At 68.2% G+C, this 23,374-nt stretch carries 21 protein-coding genes; 10 read left to right on the top strand and 11 right to left on the bottom strand.

Features of this window, described 5'->3' with window-relative positions; all coding sequences use genetic code 11:
- Window positions 1-140: 140 nt before the first annotated feature.
- Entirely contained in the window at window positions 141-2,273 is a 2,133-nt protein-coding gene (paaZ, locus tag AC0QSG_RS08255; RefSeq protein ID WP_475375017.1) for a phenylacetic acid degradation bifunctional protein PaaZ, read from the top strand.
- Window positions 2,274-2,488: 215 nt separating this feature from the next.
- Here paaZ and AC0QSG_RS08250 read toward each other — a convergent pair whose 3' ends face one another.
- The 10 genes from AC0QSG_RS08250 to AC0QSG_RS08205 all read right to left on the bottom strand — a co-directional run bounded on the left by AC0QSG_RS08250 (window position 2,489) and on the right by AC0QSG_RS08205 (window position 14,977).
- The gene (locus tag AC0QSG_RS08250; protein ID WP_475377293.1) at window positions 2,489-4,117 is read right to left on the bottom strand and encodes a thiamine pyrophosphate-dependent enzyme; all 1,629 of its coding nucleotides are present in this window, start codon (window positions 4,115-4,117) and stop codon (window positions 2,489-2,491) included.
- A 257-nt stretch (window positions 4,118-4,374) separates the two neighbouring features.
- A complete protein-coding gene (locus AC0QSG_RS08245) occupies window positions 4,375-5,064 on the bottom strand; it encodes a nicotinamide mononucleotide transporter (protein ID WP_475377254.1) in 690 nt (229 codons plus the stop codon).
- Window positions 5,065-5,166: 102 nt separating this feature from the next.
- Window positions 5,167-5,784, bottom strand: a complete 618-nt coding sequence (locus tag AC0QSG_RS08240) for a TetR/AcrR family transcriptional regulator (protein ID WP_475377253.1) — start codon at window positions 5,782-5,784, stop codon at window positions 5,167-5,169.
- 27 nt (window positions 5,785-5,811) lie between these two features.
- Window positions 5,812-7,131: an AMP-binding protein gene (locus tag AC0QSG_RS08235; RefSeq protein ID WP_435727185.1), complete on the bottom strand. Its 1,320-nt coding sequence runs from the start codon at window positions 7,129-7,131 to the stop codon at window positions 5,812-5,814.
- Window positions 7,132-7,175: 44 nt separating this feature from the next.
- Window positions 7,176-7,643, bottom strand: coding sequence for a hydroxyphenylacetyl-CoA thioesterase PaaI (paaI, locus tag AC0QSG_RS08230; RefSeq protein ID WP_435727184.1), 468 nt, complete (start codon window positions 7,641-7,643; stop codon window positions 7,176-7,178).
- A gap of 127 nt (window positions 7,644-7,770) precedes the next feature.
- The gene (locus AC0QSG_RS08225; RefSeq protein ID WP_475377252.1) at window positions 7,771-8,529 is read right to left on the bottom strand and encodes a class F sortase; all 759 of its coding nucleotides are present in this window, start codon (window positions 8,527-8,529) and stop codon (window positions 7,771-7,773) included.
- 37 nt (window positions 8,530-8,566) lie between these two features.
- Window positions 8,567-9,343, bottom strand: coding sequence for a hypothetical protein (locus AC0QSG_RS08220; RefSeq protein WP_475377251.1), 777 nt, complete (start codon window positions 9,341-9,343; stop codon window positions 8,567-8,569).
- A gap of 150 nt (window positions 9,344-9,493) precedes the next feature.
- A complete protein-coding gene (locus AC0QSG_RS08215) occupies window positions 9,494-11,701 on the bottom strand; it encodes a S9 family peptidase (RefSeq protein WP_475377250.1) in 2,208 nt (735 codons plus the stop codon).
- Between the two features lie 78 nt (window positions 11,702-11,779).
- A complete protein-coding gene (locus tag AC0QSG_RS08210) occupies window positions 11,780-13,426 on the bottom strand; it encodes an alkaline phosphatase D family protein (protein ID WP_475377249.1) in 1,647 nt (548 codons plus the stop codon).
- 63 nt (window positions 13,427-13,489) lie between these two features.
- Entirely contained in the window at window positions 13,490-14,977 is a 1,488-nt protein-coding gene (locus AC0QSG_RS08205) for an alanine/glycine:cation symporter family protein (RefSeq protein ID WP_475377248.1), read from the bottom strand.
- A 131-nt stretch (window positions 14,978-15,108) separates the two neighbouring features.
- On the opposite strand from AC0QSG_RS08205, the gene paaA reads away from it, so the two are divergent.
- The 7 genes from paaA to AC0QSG_RS08170 are packed head-to-tail and all read left to right on the top strand — an operon-like array spanning window position 15,109 to window position 20,360.
- The gene (gene paaA / locus AC0QSG_RS08200) at window positions 15,109-16,092 is read left to right on the top strand and encodes a 1,2-phenylacetyl-CoA epoxidase subunit PaaA (RefSeq protein WP_475377247.1); all 984 of its coding nucleotides are present in this window, start codon (window positions 15,109-15,111) and stop codon (window positions 16,090-16,092) included.
- A 1-nt stretch (window position 16,093) separates the two neighbouring features.
- Window positions 16,094-16,384, top strand: a complete 291-nt coding sequence (gene paaB, locus AC0QSG_RS08195; protein ID WP_475377246.1) for a 1,2-phenylacetyl-CoA epoxidase subunit PaaB — start codon at window positions 16,094-16,096, stop codon at window positions 16,382-16,384.
- Window positions 16,381-17,244: a 1,2-phenylacetyl-CoA epoxidase subunit PaaC gene (gene paaC, locus AC0QSG_RS08190; protein ID WP_475377245.1), complete on the top strand. Its 864-nt coding sequence runs from the start codon at window positions 16,381-16,383 to the stop codon at window positions 17,242-17,244. The genes paaB and paaC overlap by 4 nt, the downstream gene beginning before the upstream one ends.
- 8 nt (window positions 17,245-17,252) lie before the next feature.
- Window positions 17,253-17,741 carry a 1,2-phenylacetyl-CoA epoxidase subunit PaaD gene (gene paaD, locus AC0QSG_RS08185; RefSeq protein ID WP_435727176.1) on the top strand — a complete coding sequence of 163 codons (489 nt, stop codon included), beginning with the start codon at window positions 17,253-17,255 and terminating at the stop codon, window positions 17,739-17,741.
- Window positions 17,738-18,904 carry a 1,2-phenylacetyl-CoA epoxidase subunit PaaE gene (paaE, locus tag AC0QSG_RS08180; RefSeq protein WP_475377244.1) on the top strand — a complete coding sequence of 389 codons (1,167 nt, stop codon included), beginning with the start codon at window positions 17,738-17,740 and terminating at the stop codon, window positions 18,902-18,904. The genes paaD and paaE overlap by 4 nt, the downstream gene beginning before the upstream one ends.
- A gap of 46 nt (window positions 18,905-18,950) precedes the next feature.
- Window positions 18,951-19,748 carry an enoyl-CoA hydratase/isomerase family protein gene (locus tag AC0QSG_RS08175; RefSeq protein WP_475377243.1) on the top strand — a complete coding sequence of 266 codons (798 nt, stop codon included), beginning with the start codon at window positions 18,951-18,953 and terminating at the stop codon, window positions 19,746-19,748.
- Window positions 19,749-19,775: 27 nt separating this feature from the next.
- Window positions 19,776-20,360 (top strand): SRPBCC family protein, encoded by a 585-nt coding sequence (locus AC0QSG_RS08170; protein ID WP_475377242.1) that lies wholly within the window; start codon window positions 19,776-19,778, stop codon window positions 20,358-20,360.
- 11 nt (window positions 20,361-20,371) lie between these two features.
- On the opposite strand, the gene AC0QSG_RS08165 is transcribed toward AC0QSG_RS08170, so the two are convergent.
- The gene (locus AC0QSG_RS08165) at window positions 20,372-20,821 is read right to left on the bottom strand and encodes an Lrp/AsnC family transcriptional regulator (protein ID WP_435727173.1); all 450 of its coding nucleotides are present in this window, start codon (window positions 20,819-20,821) and stop codon (window positions 20,372-20,374) included.
- 224 nt (window positions 20,822-21,045) lie between these two features.
- Here AC0QSG_RS08165 and pdhA point away from each other — a divergent pair, with 224 nt between their 5' ends.
- Window positions 21,046-22,278: a pyruvate dehydrogenase (acetyl-transferring) E1 component subunit alpha gene (gene pdhA / locus AC0QSG_RS08160; RefSeq protein WP_475377241.1), complete on the top strand. Its 1,233-nt coding sequence runs from the start codon at window positions 21,046-21,048 to the stop codon at window positions 22,276-22,278.
- Window positions 22,275-23,372 (top strand): alpha-ketoacid dehydrogenase subunit beta, encoded by a 1,098-nt coding sequence (locus AC0QSG_RS08155; RefSeq protein WP_475377240.1) that lies wholly within the window; start codon window positions 22,275-22,277, stop codon window positions 23,370-23,372. The genes pdhA and AC0QSG_RS08155 overlap by 4 nt, the downstream gene beginning before the upstream one ends.
- Window positions 23,373-23,374 lie beyond the last annotated feature (2 nt).

The raw sequence follows: 23,374 nt of genomic DNA, 5'->3' as shown, positions 1-23,374 counted from the left end.
GGTCCCCGGCGTCGTGCGCCCGGCCCAAATATGTCTAGGGATGACGCGGAGCGGTCCGGGCGTGGGCTGTCCGCCGCACCCTCCCAACTGTTACTGTGGTGATGATTACCGACCGATCGTTCAGGAAGGACTTGTCGACGATGACGACGCAGACGGCGGAGCTTGTTCCCAGCTATGTTCAGGACGGTTGGTGGACGCCTGCCTCGGCCGACGGCGCCACGGCGGTCCTCGATGCGAACACGGGCGAGGAACTCGCCCGCGTGAGCACCGAAGGACTCGACCTGGCCGCCGTCGTCGAGCATGGGCGGACCGTGGGCCAGGCGGAGCTCGGGAAACTGACGCTCCACGAGCGTGCGTTGCGACTGCGCGATCTCGCGAAGTACCTCAACGAGCGGCGCGAGGAGCTCTACCGGATCTCCTACCGCACCGGCGCGACGAAGATCGACTCGATGGTGGACATCGACGGCGGCATCGGCGTGCTGTTCACGTTCTCCTCCAAGGGCCGCCGCGAACTGCCGAACGCCAACGTCATCCCCGACGGCCCGGTGGAGGTGCTTTCCAAGGACGGCTCGTTCATGGGGGAGCACATCTACACGCGGATCCCCGGCGTCGCCGCCCAGATCAACGCCTTCAACTTCGCCGTGTGGGGCATGCTGGAGAAGTTCGCGCCGGCCTTCGTGGCAGGGGTCCCGACGATCGTCAAGCCGGGCACGCCCACCGGATACCTCACCGAGGCCGTGGTCCGGATGATGGTCGAATCCGGGTTCCTGCCCGCCGGGTCGCTCCAGCTGATCTCCGGCTCCGCGCGCACGCTGTTGGATGTCCTGGACTACCGGGACATGGTCTCCTTCACGGGATCCGCCGGCACCGCCAACATGCTCAAGTCCCATCGCAACGTCGTCGAGGGCGGCGTCCGCTTCACCTCGGAGACCGACTCGCTGAACGCGGCGATCCTGGGGCCGGACGCCGTCGCCGGAACACCGGAGTTCGACGCCTTCGTCAAGGCGGTCACCACGGAGATCACCTCCAAGGCCGGCCAGAAGTGCACGGCCATCCGCCGCACCATCGTCCCCCAGGACCTCGTGGCCGCCGTCGTTGCCGCCGTCGGCAAGCGGATCACCGAGCGCGTGGTGGTCGGCGACCCGCGGGCCGAGGGCGTCACCATGGGCGCACTCGCGTCGCTGGAGCAGCTGCGCGACGTGCGCGGCGCCGTTGAGGAGATGCTCGCGGCCGGGGGCGAACTGGCCTACGGCACGCTGGACGCTCCCGTGGTCCGGACGGAAGCCGGGGGAGACGCCGTCGTCGATGCCGGCGCCTTCATGTCTCCGCTGCTGCTGACCTGGGACGATGTCGAGAACGAGTCCGTCCACAGCCGGGAGGCCTTCGGGCCGGTGACGTCCGTCATCGGCTACACGGACCTGGCCGACGCCGTCCGGCTCGCCGCCAAGGGTGCGGGATCGCTGGTGGCGACGGTGTGCAGCAACGATCCGGACACCGTCCGCAACCTGACCACCGGCATCTCCGGGCACCACGGCCGCGTCCACATCCTCAACCGCGAGACGGCCCGCAGCTCCACCGGGCACGGGTCCCCGGTGCCGCACCTCGTCCATGGCGGACCAGGGCGCGCCGGCGGCGGCGAGGAGCTCGGCGGCATCCGCTCCGTCAAGCACCACATGCAGCGCACCGCCATCCAGGGATCGCCGAACATGCTCACCGCGGTGACCGGGACATGGCACACCGGCGCCGCCCGAAACATCGCGGGAGCGACCGAGTTCGGCGGGGTCGAGGGCGCAACGCACCCGTTCCGGAAGTCGCTCGCCGAACTCCGCATCGGGGACGCCTTCGCCTCCGGTCTGCGGCAGGTGGCGCAGGAGGACCTCACCGCGTTCGCCAACACCACGGGCGACACGTTCTACGCGCACGTCGACCCCGCCGCGGCCGAGGCCAACCCGTTCTTCCCCGGCACGGTGGCCCACGGGTACCTGCTGGTGTCCTGGGGCGCCGGACTGTTCGTGGAGCCCGCGCCGGGACCGGTGCTGGCCAACTACGGGCTGGAAAACCTGCGTTTCCTGACCCCGGTTCCCGCCGGAGACTCCGTGCGCATCACGCTGACCGCCAAGAAGATCACCCCGCGCGTCACCGACGAGTACGGAGAGGTCTGCTGGGACGCCGTGATCCACAACCAGAACGGCGAGATCGTGGCCACCTACGACGTGCTGACCCTGGTGGAGAAGGAAGACACCATCTACCGCGACTGGGCTTCCAGGGGCTAGCCGGCGCCACATTGGCCGCAGCCCGATGAGCAGGCGCCACATTGGCCGCCGCCCCAGACGCCCCCGTCCGGTGCGCGGCCTCTGAGCTCAGTTGGCACGGAAAAGGCCCCGGAACCCGCCTCAATCAGGCGGGTTCCGGGCCCTTTCCGTGTCGCGCGGGGTGCCCGCGTGCCGGATGTGGCGCCGGCTGACCGGTGGCAGCGGGCGCAGGGAGGCTAGTAGGCCCTGACCCGCTGCTCCACGATCAGGTGGATGAGCGCGAACGTGCCGTTCTCGTCAATGGCCCGCAGCGCATCCGCCAGGGCTCCCGCGATGTCGCCGTCGCGCTCGACCCGCACGCCGAATCCACCGAACGCCTGCGCCATGAGGGCGAAGTCCGGGTTCTTCAGCTGCGTGCCGGAGATGCGCTCCGGGTAGTGCCGCTCCTGGTGGGTGCGGATGGTGCCGTACTCTTGGTTGTCCATGACGATGACCAGCGGGGTTGCGCCGTACTGGGCGGCGGTCGCCAGCTCCTGGCCGTTCATCAGGAACTCGCCGTCGCCGGCGATGGTGACCACACGGCGGCCGGGGTAGGCCAGCGACGCGGCGATGGCCGAGGGGACCGAGTAGCCCATGGATCCGTTTCGCGCGCTGATCATGGAGGCGTAGCGTTCAGTGGGGAAGTAGCGGTGCGCCCAGTTGGTGTGTTCGCCGGCGCCGAGGGTGACCATGGAGTCCTCCGGCAGGCTTGCCACCAGGGCGGCCATCATGGTGTCCATCTTCGCCGGGCGGTCGGGCTCGCCGGCCGGCTGCGGCGCGGAGAAAGCGACCTGTTCCTTGCGCATGCGCTCGGTGAAGGACTTCCATTCCGGACGGGTCGGCAGATCCATCTTCACCAGGTCGCGGACGAACACGTCGGGCTTTGCGACGATCTGGTGTGAGACGGCGCCGGAGCGGCCGCGCAGCGACGGGTCGATGGTGACCAGGAAGTTCTTCTTGCTCCAGTCCTGGCGGACCAGGAAGCCGTCGGTGATCACGTCGCCGGGGACGGTGCCCACGAAGACCAGCAGGTCGGTCTCCTCCAGGAGGTCGTAGGTCGGCTTGGGGCGGCCGTAACCGATCGGCCCCACGTAGGACGGGGAGCTGAACGGGATCGTTCCCTCGCAGCGCCATTCGACGGCCGCGGCGATGTCGTGTTCCTCGAGCCAGCCTGTCAGGGCCGTCGCGCCCTCTTGGGTCCAGTCGTTTCCGCCGAGGACGAAGAGCGGCTTCTCGGACTCCTTGAGCGCGGACTGCAGCGACTTCCAGTCCGTGACGGTCATGCCGCCGGAGGCGACGGGAATGCGCGGGTGCAGGGTCGCGTCGATCTCCTCGCGGATGATGTCCTCGGGCAGGCCGACGACGACGGGGCCTGGGCGGCCGCTCATGGCCGCAAACATGGCCTCGGCGACGATCTCGGATGCGCGCTCGGCGTGGTCGAGCACCATCACGCGCTTGGCGCCGGTGTCGAACCAGGCCTTGATGTCGAACTCCTGGAAGGCCTCGCGCTCGCGGTGCGCGAACGGGATCAGGCCGACGAACAGGACCATCGGGGTGGAGTCCTGCCACGCGGTGTGCAGGCCCACGTGGGCGTTCGCGGCGCCGGGCCCGCGGGTCACCATGGCGATGCCGGGGCGCTGGAACATCTTGCCGTCGGCCTCGGCCATGTATGCCGCGCCGCCCTCGTGGCGGCAGATGACGGTGTCGATCTCCGCCGCGTGGAGTCCGTCCAACACGTCCAGGTAGCTCTCGCCCGGCACCACGTAGGTGCGCTCGACGCCGTGCGCCGCCAGGGTGTCGACGATGACGTGGCCGGCGGACTTCATTGTCGCTGCCGATGCGGGGGCTGCCGTTGTAGTAGCCGTTTGCGTCACTGGGTGACCCTCTTTCGCCTTTGAAATCAAATGTCACTGTCCACGCGCTTCCGCACGCCGGCAGGTCCGGCGTCGAAAAGGTCGTGGTTGACCCAAAGTACAACCCCCGCGCCGTTACCGTGCAGTCGCCATGACGCGCGCCGGTCACGAACGCGACGGGAGTCACATTCGGTTGACGCGGCGGAAAAGAGGCGTTCCGAACGGTTGGTCTAGGTGGAGTAGGGGCTCGGCGGATACGCCTCGACGGGCCCGGCGGTCGCCTCGGCCGGCATCTGGCGCCAGACCCGCCAGCCGTACGCGGACGCTCCGAATTGGAAGACCAGTCCGGCGAGAGTCGCCAGGGCCGGTTGGCTGCCGAAGAAGAGGACGACGTAGGCCACCGAGGCGGCGGCGATGGCGAGCCACGCCCAACGCACGCCGTTGGCAAGACCGACGAGGCCCGCGGTGACCACCGCGCCGAAGACCATGCTCAACCAGATCGACGCCGTCCCGCCGGACAGTGCGAAGCCGCTGGTCAGCATCGGGCCGAGCCCGAGGACCGTAAAGACAGCCACGATCGCCGCGCCCCACAGCATCTGGGCGGGAGCGAATCCGCGCACCTGAACCGCGCGCCGGAACCGGCCTGCCATCGGGTACTTGCTGAAGCGCCACAAGCCGTACGCCGCGATCCCCATCGCGGGCAAAGAGGCGAGCAGGCCCGTGGCGTCGAACAGCAAGGCGGTCGCGAGGGGGCCCGCGAACACGGCGAGGATCTGTACCCACCAGCCCAGGTCGCTGCGCCGGGCCAGCAGCAGCAGTGCGACGCCGGTCAGGAGCGAGCCGAGCGCGCTGAGGGCGACGATGGTTGCGCTGGAACCGCCGGGCGCCTGCCCGAAGAGGTCGAAAAAGAGGTGGTCCAAGGGGGATATGCCTATCGAAAACGTGGTGTGGTCCGCCCGCGGCGGAGGGTCCGTGCCCCGCTGGGCACGCCTTCGATGGTATCGCCCCGGACCCGGCGGGCCTCAGTCGCGGCGGCTGAGCAGCCCGTCGAGCATCATCGCAATGGCGTTGTCCTCCACCTGCGCAGCGGTCACGGGGCCGTCCGGCCGGTACCACTCCACCATCGAGTTGATGGTGCCGAACAGCAGCCGGGTGGTGGTCCGCGGGTCGATGTCCGCCCGCAGCGTGCCCTCCACCTGGGCCTGCACGACGACGTCGGTCACCCGGCGGTCGACGGCGCGCCGGCGTTCCAGCGCGTCGCGCTCGACCTCGGTGTTCCCGCGCAGTCGCAGGAGCAGGGTCACGAATTGCTGGCGCTCGATCAGCACCCGGATCGTCGACCGCAGAATGAATTCCAGCCGCTCCCGGGACGTGCCGTTCAGCGCCCGATTGTCCTCGCCGATGGCCTCCAGCGGGACGAGAGCCTGGTCCAGCGCCAACCGGAGGAGGTCGCCCTTGGACGGCACGTGGTGGTAGATCGCGGACTTGCTGATGCCGAGGTTGTCGGCCAGTGTGCCCATCGAGGTCGCGTCGAACCCATGCCTGTTGAAGACCTGTACGGCGATCTCCAGCACGGAGCCCTGGTCGTAGCCGGGGCGTCCGCGCTTGGCGCCGGCGGTCTTGCTTACGGTGTTGGACATGGGCACGATACTTTCACGTTCCGGTGTCTACTTGTCGCGCAGGTCGTAGATGCGCCGCAGCTTGCCGGAGGAGCGGGCCAGGGTTCCGGGATCGACGATGTCGATCCGGCAGCTGGATCCGACGTTGATCTTGATCGCCTTCTGCAGTTCGGCGGCGGCGTCCCGGACCCGTTCGGGCGCGCAATCCTCGCGGCGTTCGATCTTCACCGCGAGTTCGTCCATGCGGTTCGGTCGGGTGATCTCCAGCTGGAAGTGCGGCGACAGTCCCGACACCTTCAGCGCAAGCTCCTCGATCTGCGACGGGAAGAGGTTCACCCCGCGCAGGATGATCATGTCGTCGCTGCGGCCGGTGATGCGGCCCATGCGGCGGTGCCCCGGTCGGGCGGTGCCGGGCAGGAGCCGGGTGAGGTCGTGCGTGCGGTATCGGATGATCGGCAGTGCCTGCTTGGTCAGCGAGGTGAAGACCAGCTCGCCGTGCTCGCCGTCGGCCAGCACCTTGGTGGGGTCGAACGCGTCGATGATCTCGGGGCGGAAGTGGTCTTCCCAGATGTGGCTGCCGTCCTTGGTCTGATTGGACTCGCCCGCGACTCCGGGGCCCATGACCTCCGACAGCCCGTAGATGTCGCATGCGTCGACGTCGAACATCACCTCGAGCTCGTGGCGCATCTCCTGGGTCCACGGCTCCGCACCGAGGACCGCGACCTTCAGCGACGTGGACCGCGGGTCGATGCCGGCCTTCTGCATGGCGTCGCCGATGGTGAGCAGGTAGGTCGGGGTGCAGAGGATCGCGTCCGGCTGGAAGTCCTGGATGAGCGTGATCTGCTTTTCGGTCTGGCCGCCGGACATGGGGATGACGGTGGTGCCGAGGCGCTCCGCCGCTGCGTGCGCGCCGAGGCCGCCGGTGAAGAGCCCGTAGCCGTAGGCGTTGTGGACCTTCCAGCCGGGCTTGACGCCGGACAGGCGCAGGCAGCGGGCGCCGAGCTTTGCCCAGTCGTCGAGGTCCGACTGGGTGTAGCCGACGACGGTGGCGCGGCCGGTCGTGCCGGAGGAGGCGTGGATGCGGGCGACTTCCCGTTGCGGGACCGCGAACATGCCGAACGGGTACGTCTTGCGCAGGTCCTCCTTCTCGGTGAAGGGGAACTTGGCGAGGTCGGCGAGTTCCTTGAGGTCGCTCGGGTGGACGCCGGCAGCGTCGTACTTCTCCTTGTAGAGGGGCACGCGGTCGTAGGCGTACGCGAGCGTCTCCTTCAGCCGGACGAGTTGGATCGACTCGATCTCGTCCCGGCTCATGGTCTCTTCCGGGTCCAGCGGGTTAGCGAGTTCCGGGGTGGCAAGCGTCTCGGTCATCATTGGCCTTTTCTCGTGCGTGGTGTGCGGGGGAGCGGCGCGTGTCAGCGCTTGGGGATGGTCCGGGAGCGGCCGCGGAATTCGGCGATGACCTCGTCCTCGCCGTCGGGCACCGACTGCCGCACCACGATGTCGTAGAGTCCGCTGCGGCCGGCTTGGCCGCGGCGGTCGGCGACGGCGGTGAGCGTGCGGCCGGGGATGCCGGCCTTCAGGAAGTTGATGTCGACGCCGGAGGCCACGGTGATCGTGTCCTCGGAGCCTTCGGCGGGGTTGCAGGCCATGGCGAACGCCGTGTCGGCGAGTGCGAAGACCATTCCGCCGTGCGCGATCCCGAAGCCGTTGAGCATCTCCTGGCGCAACGTCATCGAGATGGTCGCGTGTCCGTCCGCGACGCGGCGCACCTCGATGCCCATCCACCGCGCGGCGTGGTCGTTTTCGAGGATGGCGTGGCTCGGCCGTGCGCCCTCGGGGAGGGCGGCGGAGCCGCGGGATTCGACGTCTACGTCGGTCATGTGGTGCCCTCTTCGTTAGTTACCGAATGTTCATTAGGTAATCTTTAAAAGGGTCACAAGTCAAGGCTCTGGGCTGGGGGGAGGGGCTTAGGTGCCGAATGTGTCGTGCGGATTCCGGGGAGCTCCCCTAGGCGCTGTGCGACGACGTCAGTTCGGCGTAGACGACGATGTTGTCGGCGTGGCGTCCGGTCCGGTTGTCGAATTCGCCCCCGCACGTTATTAGTCTTAACTGCGCGTCTTCGGTGTTTCCGTAGGTTTCCATGCTCGAAAATTCGGGTTTCGGCGTTTGCACCAGTCGGTTCACGGTGAATACGGCCACCGTGTTGTCCGCCCGGGTCACGGAGATTTCATCGCCCTGACGCAAGGCGCCGAGCTTGAAGAAGATGGCCGGCCCTGCCTGGTTCAGCGCCGTGACGTGCCCCAGGATCACCGCCGGTCCCTGCTCGCCGGGGGTTGGCCCCCGGTCGTACCAGCCGGCGGGCGAATCGGCGAGCAGCGGCGGCACGCCGATGGTGCCATCGTCCTGAAGGCCCACGTTCATGAGATTCGTGTCCACGCCTATGGCGGGGATCTGGAGCCTGGTCGGCTGGGATGCCTCCATGAGCAGCGCCCGCTGGGCCGGTTCGGCATCCGCGGTGGTCGGATCCTCGATAGTCGGGCTCGGGGTGGGCGCTTCGGGCGACGCCTGAGGTGCGGAAGCGGCGTCCGGGTTCGGCGGCGTCGAAGGCTTCGCGTCGGCGACTGCCTCGGACGACGGGGGTGAGGGGGGAGCGTCCTCCCCCCTCACCCCCATTCCCACGAGCACCGTTCCGACGAGTCCTGCCAAGAGGCTGGCGACCACGGCGGATCGCGTGCCGAGACCTGCTGGCTTCTTGGCATGTTTCATCTGTATCAGTCCTTACGGGTGTCCGATGTCTGCTTGCTTAGTTCTGGTCCGCTTGGCGGCGGCGGACCAGGTAGAGGCCGGCTCCGGCGGCGGCCAGCATCAGGCCCCCGCCGAGGGCGATCTTCTCGGTGTCCATGCCGGCGGTGTTGCCGCCACCGGTTTCCGGGTTGCCGATGGGCATGTCCATCTGCGAGACGGCCAGCGTCCCGCACAGGGCCGGCGATGTTGCCGCCAGCGGCAGTGCCGGGTCCAGGTCCGATTCCGCTTCCGCCGCTTCGTCGCTGAGCGTTGCCGGATCCAAACCGTGCACGATCACCGTGCCGTTGCCGGCCTGGATCGCCTCGATGGTCTTGGGGTTCATCGTGAAGGTGCGCTCATAGGTGAAGCTGCCACCCATGCCGGCCAGCGTCAGGTCCAATGCGGTCTTGTCGCTGGTGTCCCCGCTGGTTGAGAGCGTGGTCCCGATCATGCCGTAGGACGGCACGCCCTCGGTGGTGCTGACGACCCCGTCGCCGTTCTCGTCCGCGTCCGGGGTGGGACAGGTCCCTTGGGTGTCGGTGGTGATGTGGATGTGCTGGACGTGGGGGTAGGGGTTCCCGTCGAAGGTCTCGGCGAGGCCGGTGACCTTCTGGGTCACGGTGGCCTGGTCTCCGGTGATGCTGATCATGCTGGAACCGGACCCGCCGCTTCCGTTCAGTTCCTTCAGCTCGGCCTGGTAGGTTTCGGTCTCGGTGCTGGCCGACGCGCCGGCTGCCGAGGCGGCAACCATGCCCAGTGCCAACGCCGGAACTGCGAGTAGTTGTAGTTTCCTCATTGAAATCTTTCCTCCTTTGGTGCGCCGCCAGAGACGGCAAGAGAGTTCCACGATCATTACTGTGATACGCATCTCATTCGGAGCGCACGGCAGGATTGGATTGGGAAGAAACCGAGAAAGTTTTTCAATTCCACACGGAATGGGGGACGGTCAGCGCTCCAGCCGCTCCGTCGCGCCGAGGGAATCGAGCGCGAAGGCATAGTCCCATGCGCGATCCTTCCACCCCTCGTACCGCCCGGACGCGCCGCCGTGGCCGCCGTCCATCTCGATCTTCATGACGATCGGCTCGGACCCGGTGGTGTGCTCCCGGAGCTTCTGCACCCACTTCGCGGGCTCCACGTACAGCACGCGCGTGTCGTTGAAACTGGTGACGGCGGCGATCCGCGGGTACGGGATATCCATGATGTTTTCGTACGGGCTGTAGGACCGCATGTACTCGTAGACCTCGGGGTCGGTGATCGGGTTTCCCCACTCCTCCCACTCGAGGGCGGACAGCGGCAACTCGGGATCCAGGATCGTGGTGAGCGCGTCCACGAACGGAACCTGCGCGACGATGGCGCGGTACAGCTGCGGGGCCAGGTTGGCGACGGCGCCCATCAGCAGGCCGCCGGCAGAGCCGCCCATCGCGGCGATCCGCCGCGGATTCGCCCACCCGGTGGCCGCCACGTGTTCGGTCACGGTGATGAAATCGCTGAAGGTGTGCTTCTTCGCGAGCTTCTTGCCGTCGTCGTACCACTGGCGCCCCAGCTCGCCGCCGCCGCGCACGTGCGCGACGACGAACACCACGCCGCGGTCCAGCAGGCTCAGCCGCCCGATGGAGAAGCCGGGGTCCATGCTGACCTCGTAGCTTCCGTAGCCGTAGACCAGTGCCGGGTTGGTCCCGTCCGGCCGGATGTCGCGGCGGCGCACTATGCTCACCGGGATGCGGGCACCGTCCGGGGCCGTGGCCCAATCCCGCTCGGCCACGTAGTCGGCGGGGTCGTAGCCACCCTTGACGGGCGTTTCCTTGCGCAACGCGAGTCCGCCGTCGGCCAGCGTGTAGTCGTAGACCCGCGGCGGAACCGTGTAGCTGGTGTAGCCCAGCCGGATCAGCGGCGAATCGAACTCGGCGTTGGCCAGCGAGCAGGTGTACAGCTCCTCGTCGAAGGCCGGCTCCGCGGGAGCCGCCTGGTCCCGCGTGCCGATGCCGGCAAGCGGCATGACCTGGATCCGCTCCGTGGTGTCCTTGCGGACGGAAACCACCACATGTGTCGACGTGACGGCGGTTCCCTCCACCTTCACGTCGTCGCGGTGCTCCAGCACGGTTGCCCAGTGCTGGTCGGTGAGGGGTTTGGCGAACTCCGCCCCGTGGACCAGCGACACCATGTTGTTCACCGCCCCGTGGTTGTGCGTCACGAGGTAGGAGCGTTCGGCGGTGCCGTCCAGGACCACCGGGTCCATGCCGTGGAGGATCCGCTCGTTGCGCGAGAGCAGCAGCCGCGGTGCCGCGGCGGGGTCCACCAGGTCCAAGGTGTGCGTCTCGCTGTACTCAGAGTTGCCGATGCCGATCAGCAGTTCGCGCCGGTCCGGCGCCAGGTCGAATCCGAGCCACATGCCCGGGTCGTCCTCCTGGAACAATACGACGTCGGCCTCCGGGGCCGTGCCGAGGACGTGCACCTTGATCTGGTGCGGGCGCCAGGAGTCGTCGACGACGGTGTAGAAGATTCGGTTTCCGTCGGGGGAGAAGGCCAGGCCGTAGAAGACGTCCTGGATGGTGTCCGGTAGGAGGTCGCCCGTGGAAAGGTCCTTGATCCGCAGGGTGAAGCGCTCGTCGCCGGCGTTGTCCTGCGTGTAGGCCAGCAGTGCGCCGTTCTCGGTGACGGCCATGCCGCCGAGCGAGAAGAACGGCTTGCCCTCCGCCTCGGCGTTGGAGTCGAGGATGACCTCCTCGCCGTCGAACGGCACGCCCGGCTCGACGACGGGCGGCGTCCAGTCGGCCGTGGCGTCGCCGGTGTCCGTGGCCGCGACGCGGCAGTGGGTGGCGTACTGCTTGCCCTCCTCGGTGCGGGTGAAGTACCACCAGCCGCGCTTGCGCGCGGGAACCGAGAGGTCCGTTTCCTCCGTGCGCTCCTTGATCTCGGCAAAGATCGCGTCCCGCAGCGGCTGCTGGTGGGCCGTGGCGGCCTCCATGTAGGCGTGTTCGGACTTCAGGTGCCCGACGACCTCGGGGCTTTCCTTCTCGCGCAGCCACTCGTAGTCGTCGACGAAGGTGTCGCCGTGGTGGCTGCGCCGCACGGGAACCTTCTTGGCGACCGGCGGCCGGGTGCCGTCCGTTGCCGTGTCCTGGGGCGTCTGGTGCTGTGCGGTCGTTTCGCTCATGGGCACCATTCAACCCGCATCGCATCTGCGTTCCCAGCCAGCCGGCGCCGTGTTCGCCGTCGGCGTGCGCCGCCCCGGTCAGCGTTCCGGGGCCAGCGTCCGGGTGTACTGCACGGCACCGTTGGCATTGATCAGGCGGACGGTGAACTCGGAACCGTCGCCCATGACGGCCACATGGCCGAAGTACTGGTGGTCGCCGGAGCGGGGGGAACCCATCGGGGGGCCGGCCTGCTGGAAGTCCACCCGTGGCCCGAACGTTGCGTCCAGCTTGTTGGGACCGAACGACCCTGCGTTGATGGGGCCGGCCACGAATTCCCAGAACGGCTTGAAGTCCGTGAACGCCGCGCGGTCCGGAGAATAGTGGTGCGCGGCGCAGTAGTGGACGTCGCCGGTCACGAAAAGGACGTTCTTGATGTCGTGGTCCTTGATCGCCTTCAGCAGGCGCGCGAGTTCGAGTTCGCGGCCCAGCGGAGCGCCGTCGTCGGCGTTGGAGATGGATTCCTGTGCCTTGCCATCGGGGACGATTAGCCCCAGGGGGAGGTCGTTGCCGATGACCTTCCACGTCGCTTTGGATGCGCGGAGGCCGCGGACCAGCCACCGAAGTTGTTCCTCGCCGAGCAGCGGGGTCTCCTTCGTCTCCATGCCGTCCGTATTTGCGCCTTTGTGGCTGCGCATGTCCAGCGCGAAGACCTCGAGGTGCGGCCCACGGTCGATGCTGCGGTAGATGCGCGCGGGCTCGAACCCGGTGCCCGGCCCGTTGGCGCGGGAGTCCGCGATCGGCATGTATTCCTGCCACGCCTGCCGTCCGCGCCGCGCCAGAGTGTCGACGTCGCGCACCGTGTAGCGCGTATCTTCGAGTGTTTCCCCGGGGTACCAGTTGTTGACCGTTTCGTGGTCGTCCCATTGGCCGATGACGGGCACCTCCGCATACATCGCGCGCAGGTTGGCGTCCATCATGTTGTAGCGGTGGCGTCCGCGGTACTCGTTGAGCGTCTCCGCGACTTTGGACACCTCCTCGGTGACCACGTTGCGCCAGATCTGCCCGTCCGGCTCCACCTGCGTGGCGGAGATCGGGCCGTCGGCGTAAACGGTGTCCCCGGAGTGGATGAAGAAGTCGGGCCGCGTGGCGTGCATGGCCGCGTAGCCGCGCATGCCGCCGATCTCCTCGTTGATTCCGTAGCCCTGGCCCGCGGTGTCGGCCGTCCATACGAAGCTCTGCGCACCGGCGTCGTCCCGGTTGCCCCGTGCCGCCCGGCCCGGCGCCGTGGCCAGGACACCGCGTCCGGCCTCACCGATGCGGCCGTCTTCGCCCTCGAACATCAGCGCGACGTCGAAGTGGCTTCCTGATGGAAGTCCCCGCGCCGCGATCTTGGCCGTGAAGTCGCTGGTCTCCGTGGCCCACCCGCCCGCGACCCTGAGGGTGCGCGCGTTCCGGCCGCGCAGGACCTCACCGTCAACCCCGAGCGGGCGAAGGACTGCGTGGAGGCGGCCGGGGCCGGACGCGCGGGACCAGAGCACGGCGGAATTCGGGGTGACGTCACCCATCGAGATGCCCGAGGGCAGTGTCAGGCGTCGGACCCCCAACGGTACGACGGCGGGGCGTCGCACCGTCGTCGCCGCGGCGGGCGAAGCGGCGGCCGTTAGCGTGGAGGCCGCGAGGGCGGACGCGCCCGCCGCTCCCGCGAGGAGTGTGCGGCGGGGCGGGTTTCCGTAGTCGGAGTTCATGCCACCAGTGGACCCCGGCCCGTCGACGCGGGTATGGCGTGGGCGTGAACGCGGACCGAACGTTTACGGCCGCTTGCGTTTGGCGACCATCGGTTGGGCATGCGTGGTGACGTCTTCGCGTTCCCAGCATTCGATGCCCTTGAGTTGGGGCAGGTCCGAGGCCACGAACACGGGGTCTTCTCCCCGCTTGTACTGCTCCATGTAGTGCTTGAGCAGCAGGATGGCCGGCTTGGCCAGCAGCGCGATGGCGATGAGGTTGACGAGGGCCATCAGGCCCATGATCGAGTCCGCGAAGTTCCAGATGGCGTTGACGGTGGCGAGTGATCCGACGAAGACGGCGGCCGTGGCCAGGGAGCGGTAGACGCCCATGGCCGTGGGGTTGTCCGTGATGAAACCGACGTTGGATTCGCCGTAGTAGTAGTTGCCGATGATGGAGCTGAAAGCCAGGAGGAAGATGATGACCGCCAGGAGGATCGAGGCCCAGTTGCCGAGTGAGGACGTGATCGCCGTCTGCGTCAGGGCGATGCCGCGGGATTCGCCGACCGGGTCGGGCACGGACACCAGGATGATGAAGGCCGTGACGGTGCAGATGATGAAGGTGTCGAAGTAGACGCCGAGCGTCTGCACCAGTCCCTGCTTCACCGGGTGGGTGACCGAGGCCGTGGCGCCTGCGTTGGGGGAGGAGCCCAGTCCGGCCTCGTTGGAGAACATGCCGCGCTTGATGCCGGTGAGGATGACGGTGCCGATGCCGCCGCCGATGGCGGACTGGAAGTTGAACGCCTCGCTGAAGATGAGTGCGAACACGCGGGGGAACTCGCTGATGTTGAGCGCGACGATCACGAGGCCGAGCAGGACGTAGAGCACGGCCATGGACGGTACGAGGGACTCGGTGACGAGCGCGATGCGGCGGATGCCGCCGAACACGACGAGCGCGGTGAGCACGGCGAGCGCGACGCCGACCACGATCGCCGTCGATGCGTTCGCCCCGTCCTGGCCGAGCGCACCGGCGACCGACTGGGCGATGGTGTTGGCCTGCAGGGAACTGAACGCGAACGGGAAGCAGATCACCAGGATCACCGCGAAGATGATGCCCATCCAGCGGGCCTTGAGGCCGCGTTGCATGTAGTAGGCCGGGCCGCCCCGATAGCCGTCCTTGGTGCGGACCTTGTAGAGCTGGCCGAGCGTGGACTCGATGAAGCTGGATGCGCCGCCTATGAAGGCCATGGCCCACATCCAGAAGATGGCGCCGGGGCCACCGACGGCGATGGCGGTGGCCACTCCGGCCACGTTGCCGACGCCGACGCGGGACGCCGCCGAGACCGTGAAGGCCTGGAAGGCGGAGATGGATTTCTTGTGGCCCTGCTCGTCGACCAGTGCCTTGTCGGTCAGCGACTTGAGCATGGCCGGGATCATCCGCAACTGGACCAGGCCGGTTCGGACGGAGAAATACAGGCCAACGGCGATGATGACCGGAAGCATGATGTACGTCCAGAGGATGTCGCCGTTGTCGGCGAGCCAGGTTTCGAGGGCTTCGTTCTCGAACAGTTCCATGCGGTGGAGCGTATCGCAGGCGGCGCGGCGGGTCACCGTCCCGCTCAGCGCCGGTGTTGACGCGTGGCCGCCGACCACATATTCTGAACGAACGGTCGGTAATTCAAACAAGCCACAGCGAGGTGAGCACGATGGGTGCACAGAACGACGCCGGCGGGCACCTTTCCGCCGTCCCGAATCCGGGGGAGCAGGAAGGCCAGGCGCACTTCGACGCCATCATCGCGCAGGACTCGCGCATCGAGCCGCGGGACTGGATGCCGGAGGGATACCGCAAGACGCTGACGCGCCAGATTTCCCAGCACGCGCACTCCGAGATCATCGGAATGCAGCCCGAGGCCAACTGGATCACCAGGGCGCCGTCGCTCAAGCGCAAGGCCATCCTCATGGCCAAGGTGCAGGACGAGGCCGGCCACGGCCTCTACCTCTACTCAGCCGCGGAGACCCTCGGAACCCCGCGGGACACGTTGAACGAGCAGTTGCTCTCCGGCAAGGCCAAGTACTCCTCGATCTTCAACTACCCGGCGCGCTCCTGGGCGGACATGGGGGCCATCGGGTGGCTCGTCGACGGTGCCGCCATCGCCAACCAGGTTCCGCTGTGCCGAGCCTCCTACGGTCCGTACGGCCGTGCGATGGTGCGCGTCTGCAAGGAGGAGTCCTTCCACCAGCGGCAGGGCTTCGAGATCCTCCTGGAGCTCGCCCACGGCACCGAGGCGCAGAAGAAGATGGCGCAGGACGCGGTCAACCGCTTCTACGCCCCCTCGCTGATGATGTTCGGGCCCCCGGACAGCGATTCGCCGAACTCCTCGCAGTCCATGCTCTGGAACATCAAGCGCTTCTCGAACGACGAGCTGCGCCAGCGTTTCGTGGGCATGATCGCCGAGCAGGTCAAGGTCCTGGGGCTCACGTTGCCGGACCCGGAGCTGCGCTTCGACGCCGAATCCGGCAAGTGGCTCCACATGGACCTGGACTGGGAGGAATTCTCCGCGGTCATCGCCGGCAACGGGCCGTGCAACGCCCAGCGCCTCGAGCACCGCCGCGAGGCGCACCGCGAGGGCGCATGGGTTCGCGAGGCCGCCGCGGCCTACGCCAAGAAGACTCGGGAAAGGGTCGCATAGCATGACTGAATCAAACAGTTGGCCTCTCTGGGAGGTCTTCGTCCGTTCCTCGCGCGGCCTGTCCCACGTTCACGCGGGCTCGTTGCACGCTCCGGATGCCGAGATGGCGGTGCGCAACGCGCGGGACCTCTACACACGCCGCAACGAGGGAGTCTCCCTCTGGGTCGTGGCCTCGGAGAACATCGTCGCCTCCGACCCCGACGCGAAGGGCCAGTACTTCGAATCGCCCCAAGGCAAGGACTACCGGCACGCGACGTACTACAAGAAGAGCGAAGGCGTGAAGCACCTGTGAGCGCATCGGAAGCCACCGACCACAGCCTCGACAGCTACGGCGACTCGTCCGCATCGGCCACCCGCGTCACCCCGGGCAACGCCCTGCGCCCCGAGGATATCCAGCTCCAGCGCGACAAGCCGTCCGACGCCGTGGCGCGGTACGCCGTCCGGCTCGGCGACGACGCGCTCATCCTGGCGCAGCGACTTTCCCACTGGATCTCGCGCGGACCGGAGATCGAGGAGGACATCGCCCTGGGGAACATCGCGTTGGACCAGCTCGGCCACGCGCGCTCGTTCCTGAGCTATGCCGCCCTGGCATGGGACCAGACCGAGGACGACCTCGCCTATTGGCGCGAGGAGGAGGAGTTCCGCTCCCTCCACATCGTTGAACAGCCCAATGGCGATTTCGCCGCCACGATCGTGCGCGGTCTGATCGTGTCCATCTACCAGCACCTGCTCTACACGCGACTGCTGGATTCATCCGACGCCACGATCGCCGCCGTCAGCGCGAAGGCCGTCAAGGAGGTCGACTACCACCGCGACCACGCGATCCAGTGGACCCTCCGCCTGGGCCAGGGGACCGAGGAGTCGGCCCGGCGCATGCGCGACGCGCTGGCCACGCTGTGGCCGTACGTCGACGAGATGTTCGCCGACGAGCCGCTGCACGACGAGCTCGGCGACGCGGGCGTCCGCCCGTCCTCGCTCCGCGGAGACTGGGAGCGCGAATTCGCCGACGCCTTGGACGCCGCCGGCCTCGAGGTCCCGAAACTGCCGTTCGCCATGTGCGGCGGCCGCAAGGGCGAACACTCGGAACACCTGGGCTTCATGCTCGCCGAGATGCAGGTCCTCGCGCGCAAGCATCCCGGCGCGAGCTGGTAGGAACCACCATGTCCACCACGGCACCCGAACTCCTGCGCATCGCCGCGTCGGTCACCGACCCGGAGATTCCGGTACTCACCATCGCGGACCTCGGCATCCTGCGCGGGGTCGAGGCGGATGGCGAGGACGGCGTCGTCGTCACCATTACGCCCACCTATTCCGGATGCCCGGCGATGGACGCCATCCGCCAGGATCTCGAGGCGGCCTTCGGCGCGGCCGGCTACGGCCGGGTCCGCGTGGACCTGGTCCTCTCGCCGGCCTGGTCCACGGACTGGATGAGCGATTCGGGCAAGGCCAAGCTGGAGGAGTACGGGATAGCCCCGCCGACCGGCAAGGGCCACCGCGGTACCGTGACGCTCGGGCTGACGGTCAAGTGCCCCCGGTGCCACTCCCTGGACACGCGCGAACTCTCCCGTTTCGGTTCCACGTCCTGCAAGGCCCTCTACCAGTGCAGGGACTGCCTGGAACCCTTCGACTACTTCAAGGTGCTCTCATGACGGAAACGACCACAACCGCGGGCGCGCGACGCCGGGCCGCCTTCCACACGCTGGAGGTCTCCGGGGTCCGCCGCCTCACCGCCGACGCCATCGAAGTCACCTTCGCGGTGCCGTCCGGCCTTCAGGACGAATACGACTACCTCCCCGGCCAGTACGTGGCGCTGCGCAAGGATCTCCGGCACGACGACGGGGAGGTCCGCGAGGTCCGGCGCAGCTACTCGATCTGCGCCGAGCCGCGGCCGGGCGAGATCAAGGTGGCCATCAAGCGCGACCTCGGCGGACTGTTCTCCACCTGGGCGAACGAGAGCCTGGCGGCCGGGGACACCATGGACGTGATGAGCCCGTCCGGGGCCTTCATCTCCAAGCACAAGATGACCGGCCTGAACAAGCCGGAATCGATCGACACCGACAAGGACCACGTGTTCGTCGCCGTCGCCGCCGGCTCCGGGATCACTCCGGTCCTGGCGATCGCCCGCACCGTGCTGGCCGCCAACGACAACGTGCGCTTCGACCTGGTCTACGCGAACAAGGCGGCCATGGACGTGATGTTCCTGGAGGAACTGGCGGACCTTAAGGACCGGTACCCGTCCCGCTTCGCGCTGCACCACGTGCTGTCGCGGGAACAGCGGATCTCGCCGTTGCTGTCCGGTCGGATCGATGCGGAGAAGTTGACCACGCTGCTGGGCTCCGTGATCCGAACCGACCAGGTCGACGAGTGGTTCCTCTGCGGCCCGTTCGAGTTGGTGCAGCTGGTCCGCGACAACCTTGCGGCGCAGAACGTGGACCCGGAGAAGGTCCGCTTCGAGCTGTTCACCACCGGCCAGCCGGCGCGCCCGGAGGGGCACACCGGCCGTCCCGTCGTCGACGACAAGGACGGTGGGGGCTACGAGATCGAGTTCCGACTCGACGGGCTGCAGGGCCAGGTCAAGAGCCCGGTTTCGGCGCGCGAAAGCATCCTCAACGCGGCGCTGCGCGTCCGGCCGGATGTCCCTTTCGCCTGCGCCGGAGGCGTCTGCGGCACGTGCCGGGCCAAGATCGTGACCGGGACCGTGGAGATGGACGAAAACTATGCGCTGGAGCCGGACGAGGTCGCCGACGGCTACGTGTTGACCTGCCAGTCCCACCCGACCAGCGACAAGGTCTCCGTCGACTTCGACGCGTAACACCCACGGAACGGCCGCGTAGCCCCAGAGGACAGGAGTCCCCCACATGATCGATCTGGTGATCGCCGACGGCGTTGCCGAGGTGGTGCTGAACGCCCCGCAGAAGATGAACGCGCTGGACGGCGACGCGCTCGCGGAGCTCTCCGCGGCGTACGACGACGCCGCCGCAGCCGCGGGTCGCGGCGAGGTGCGGTCGCTGCTCCTGCGCGGCGAGGGCCGGGGCTTTTGCGCCGGACGCGACATCTCCGGCGTCGTGCCGGCGGACGACGACGTCCAGGGGTACCTCGGCGGCCTGCTGGAACCGCTGCTGCGCAAGATGTCGGCCTTCCCCGCGCCGACCTTCGCCGCGGTCCAGGGCGCGTGCCTCGGCGTCGGCCTTGGGTTGGCGATCGCGACCGACGTCGTCTACGTGGCTGAGAACGCGAAGATCGGCTCGCCGTTCGCGAACCTCGGCGCGACACTCGACTCGGGCGGGCACTGGCTGTTCACGGAGCGACTCGGCGCGCACCGGACGCTGGACCTGATCTACACGGCCGAGCTCGTCTCCGGCGCCGAAGCCGTGCGCTCCGGGCTCTTCAGCCGCGCCATGCCGGCCGGGGAACTGCTCGATTCGACCCGTTCGACCGTCGCCCGCGTGGCACAGGGAGCGACCGGGGCGTTCGTTGCCTCGAAGGGCCTCGTGGCCTCCATCCGCGACCGGCGGCTGGGGCTGTGGGAGTCCATGGCGCAGGAGAATGCCGCGCAGGCGGAACTGTGCGCGACCCCCGACTACGAAGAGGGATTCGCCGCGTTCCGGGAAAAGCGCACCCCCACTTTTAGGGGTGCCGGGAACCCTGCCTCCTAGGTCCCCGCGGCTGCTACAGTCGGCGCCATGCGAACGAGCGCTAACCCCGAAGGCATGGACGCCGTGGAAATGGCGGGACGCTGGCGTCTCCGGGGGAGCGTGGAGCGGCTTGTCGACGCCGACGCGGAGGAGGTCTACGCGCGGATAACGGATGTGGCGTCCGTGGGCGAGCGGAGCAGCGAATGTCGTCACGCGGCGTGGCTTCCCAGCGGCTCTCGATGGCGGCCCGGCATGGACCCAACGCCCGCCACCGCGGAGCAGTCCCCCGTGGTGGGTGCCCGGTTCCGGGGGAGCAACCGGGCGGGATGGGCGCGCTGGTCGCGCGTGTGCGAGGTGGTTGAGGCCGACGCCGGCCGACGCTTCGCCTTCCGCACGGTGCCCGAGCGGTTCGACCCGAGCAGGGCGGACTCCACGACCTGGAGATACGAGCTGGTGCCGCAGGCCACGGGGACGCTGGTCCGCCATTCCTACGAGATCACCCGCCCGCCGGCGCCGCTGTTCCGCGCGGTCTTCGGCCGGTTGTTTCCGCACCACATGGACATGCGGCCGGCGATGGGCCACACCCTCGACCGTCTCGCGGAGACAACGGCTCCCGCAGCGCCGGGAAGCTAGCGGCGCGGCGCCTAACGGGTGTCCACGTCCTCGAAGATCAGGAACGTCTGCGTGTCCAGCACGCCCGGCATCGACTGGAGCTCGTCGAAGACGACGCGACGCAGGTCCACGTTGTCCCTCGCGCGCACCAGCAGGATGACGTCGAAGTTCCCGCCCACCAAGCCGATGTGGTGCACCGCCGGAATCGCGGCGAGGCGCTCCCGCATTTCGCGCCACGAATGCTGCCGCAGCTTCAGGGTCACGTAGGCGGAAGAGCGCAGTCCCGCGCGCACGGGATCGACCACGGCCGTGTAACGCGTGATGACCCCCTCGGTCTGGAGTCGGTTGATCCGCGAATAGGCGTGCGCGCGCGAGACGTGGACCGTATGGGCGATGGCAGTCACGGACTGGCGGCCGTCTCGCGTGAGCTCCGCGAGGATGCGACGGTCGACGTCGTCGAGCGGGACGGGTGTTGCTTCCATGGCTGCGGATCCAATCGTGGCGTCTACGAAAACGGGCGTGGCCCTGCTCACATTGTCAATTCGTCCAATTCAGAAGGGTTTCGATCACCAATTATCCATGATTCTCCCTGGAGGTGGATACGAATGGTGCGCGATCTCCATACTTGAGGCAAGAATTGCAGAACGGCGTGGTTCGGGTCACTCGGATCGCCGAGGCCCGCCGCCACCGAGAACAGGGGAGCACCATGAGCCATCCGGACCAGGTCGGCGAAGCGCCGGCGCAGGCGGTCCAGGCGCGTGCCGCGCACCATGCCGGCCACGCGCACGGATCCGCCCTCGACGAGGCCTGCCGAAACTTCGGCATCTCGGTCGAGGACTACCTCCTTCCGGCCCGCGGACAGATCCAAATCGTGGACGAGGCCGGCCGCCTCCGCGCGACGGAGGATCAGGGAACCGCGCCGGGGCACGAATACCCGGTGCCGTCGGACGAGGAGCTTGTCCGAGCCTACGAACGGCTCGTCGTCGGACGCCGGGTCAACGACCAGAATTCGGCCCTCGTCCGCCAGGGCCGGATGGCCGTCTACCCCTCGAGCCACGGCCAGGAGGCCTGCCAGGTGGCGGCCGCGCTCTGCTTGGCCGAGGGCGACTGGATGTTCCCGACCTACCGCGACTCCGTGGCCGTCATGACCAAGGGCGTGGACCCCGTCGAGACCATGACCCTCTTCCGTGGCGACTGGCACGGTGGATACGACCCCACCAAGTACAAGGTGGGCATTCAGTGCACCCCGCTGACCACACAGTTGCTTCACGCCGTAGGCGTCGCGCACGCAGCGAAGCTCCGTGGCGAGGACACCGTGGTGCTGGCCATGTGCGGCGACGGCGCGACCAGCGAGGGCGATTTCCACGAGGCCCTGAACTTCGCGGCCGTGTTCAACCTCCCGGTGGTGTTCTTCGTCCAGAACAACCAATACGCGATCTCCGTTCCGCTGGCACACCAGTCCGTCGCACCCTCGCTGGCGCATAAGGCCGTCGGTTATGGCATGGCGGGGGAGCGCGTGGACGGCAACGACCTGGTCGCGCTCCTGGCCGTGCTCAGGCGGGCCGTGCGGCTCGCCCGCGCGGGTTCGGGGCCCCTCCTGGTGGAGGCGCACACCTACCGGATGCAGGCACACACCAACGCCGACGACGCCACGCGGTACCGGCAGGACGCGGAGGTCCAGGCCTGGATGGCCAAGGACCCGGTCTCCCGCATGCAGGCCTACCTCGCCGACCGTGGCCTGCTGGACGACGCCGAATCGGAGCGCATCGCGGCGGCCGCCGAGGACGTGGCGACCGCCCTGCGCAACGGGCTGAACGAGGAAGTCGAAGTCGACCCGCTGGACCTGTTCCGCTATGTCTTCAGCAACCCCACCCCGCAGCTGACCGAGCAGTCCGCCCGGCTGGCCGATGAGCTCTCCCGAGAGGGGAACGCCAAGTGAGCGCGAACGTCACCACATCCTCCCTGGCCAACGGCAACGTCAGCGCGGCCACCGCGCGCGCCGCGGCCCGCGGCGCGGAAGCCGCCGAGGGTCCGGCGACCGTCACGTTCGGCAAGGCGCTCAACACGGCGCTCGCCGACGCGCTGGAGGCCGACTCCGGCGTCGTGCTCTTCGGGGAGGACATCGGCACGCTCGGTGGCGTCTTCCGCATCACCGACGGCCTGACCGAGCGGTTCGGCGAGCAGCGCTGCTTCGACACTCCGCTGGCCGAGTCCGGCATTGTCGGCATGGCGATCGGCATGGCCATGAATGGCATGCGTCCGGTTGTCGAAATGCAGTTCGACGCCTTCGCCTACCCTGCGCTCGAGCAGATCTTTTCGCACGTGGCCAAGATGCACAACCGAACGCGCGGCGCCGTCAAGATGCCCATGGTCATTCGCGTCCCGTACGCCGGCGGTATCGGCGGCGTCGAGCACCACTGCGACTCGTCCGAGAGCTACTATGCGCACACGCCCGGGCTCAAGGTGTTCGCGCCGGCCACGGTCGTGGACGCCTACCGCATGCTCCGCGAAGCCATCGACTCCGACGACCCCGTGCTGTTCATGGAGCCGAAAAAGCTGTACTGGTCCAAGGAGCTGTTGGACCTGCCAGCGCTGCGCGAGGAATACAACGCCGGCACCGCACGCACCGAGGGCCGCGCCGCCGTCGCCCGCACCGGGACGGACGCGACGCTGATCGCCTATGGGCCGTCGGTCCCCACGGCGCTCGCTGCCGCGGCGGCCGCAGCCGAGGAAGGGCGCTCGCTCGAGGTCATCGACGTGCGCAGCATCGTGCCGTTCGACGACGAGACCGTCTGCGCGTCCGTGCGCAAGACGGGCCGCGCCGTAGTGATCGCCGAGACGCCGGGATTCGCCTCGGTGGCCAGCGAGATCGTGGCCAGGGTGCAGGAGCGCTGCTTCCACTCGCTCGCGGCGCCGGTCCTGCGGGTCACGGGCTTCGATGTCCCGTTCCCCGCCCCCAAGCTCGAGCACTTTTTCCTTCCGAGCGTCGACCGGATCCTCGACGCCGTCGACGACCTGCAGTGGGAGAACTGACC

This window comes from Arthrobacter sp. LT660, assembly GCF_056172845.1.
The sequence above is the reverse complement of the archived record's forward strand: the minus strand, read 5'-3'. Positions and strand labels throughout refer to the sequence as shown.